The organism is Vibrio sp. 1562 (assembly GCF_033340155.1).
In the GTDB taxonomy this organism is placed as follows: domain Bacteria; phylum Pseudomonadota; class Gammaproteobacteria; order Enterobacterales; family Vibrionaceae; genus Vibrio; species Vibrio alginolyticus.
Window position 1 is genome coordinate 1 of sequence record NZ_JAWOVY010000505.1, and the last position, 616, is coordinate 616.

A 616-nucleotide genomic window follows, 5' to 3' on the forward strand; every position below is an offset into this window, starting at 1 on the left:
TTGAATTACATCGCTTGATCGGAAATCAAGTTGTGCTTGTTAAGTAGTCGATACATGGTTGCACGCGACACACCAAGTTCTTTCGCCGCATTGGAAACTTGACCTGAGTGCGATTCCAACACGACCAATAACGCATCACGCTCACTCTTTTCTCGAATTGATTTCAAACTGCGTTTTGAATCATTACGTTGCGGCAAATCGAGATGATGTTCTTCAATCATCACGCTGTCAGACATCAACACCGCACGCTTAACTTGGTTCATCAACTCGCGAACATTACCAGGCCAGAAGTAACGAGTCAGAGCTTTCAAAGCGTCCTCTGAGAAACTTTTTGCTTGAGAGTTGTACTCTTTAGAGAACTCTTGCAGATAGAAGCGAGCTAGTAGTGCAATGTCACTCGCGCGCTCTTTCAAGCTTGGTACGTTGATACGAAGTACATTGATGTAATGGTACAACTCTTCGTTGAAGTCGCCATCAATCAAAGCTTTTTCTACGTCTGACGAGTTAGCAGCAAGAATACGCACATTCACATTCTTCACACCTTCGCGCGTTTCAATCGTGCCCTCTTGTAAGAACCTTAACAGGTTCATTTGCTGGTCCTTCGAAATGGTCAGAA

General features: G+C 44.2%; 1 protein-coding gene. It reads right to left on the bottom strand.

Annotated features, from left to right (window positions below):
* Positions 1-5: 5 nt before the first annotated feature.
* On the bottom strand, positions 6-616 hold a 611-nt coding region (locus tag R7Z49_RS26080; protein ID WP_318112571.1), incomplete at its 5' end, for a sigma 54-interacting transcriptional regulator.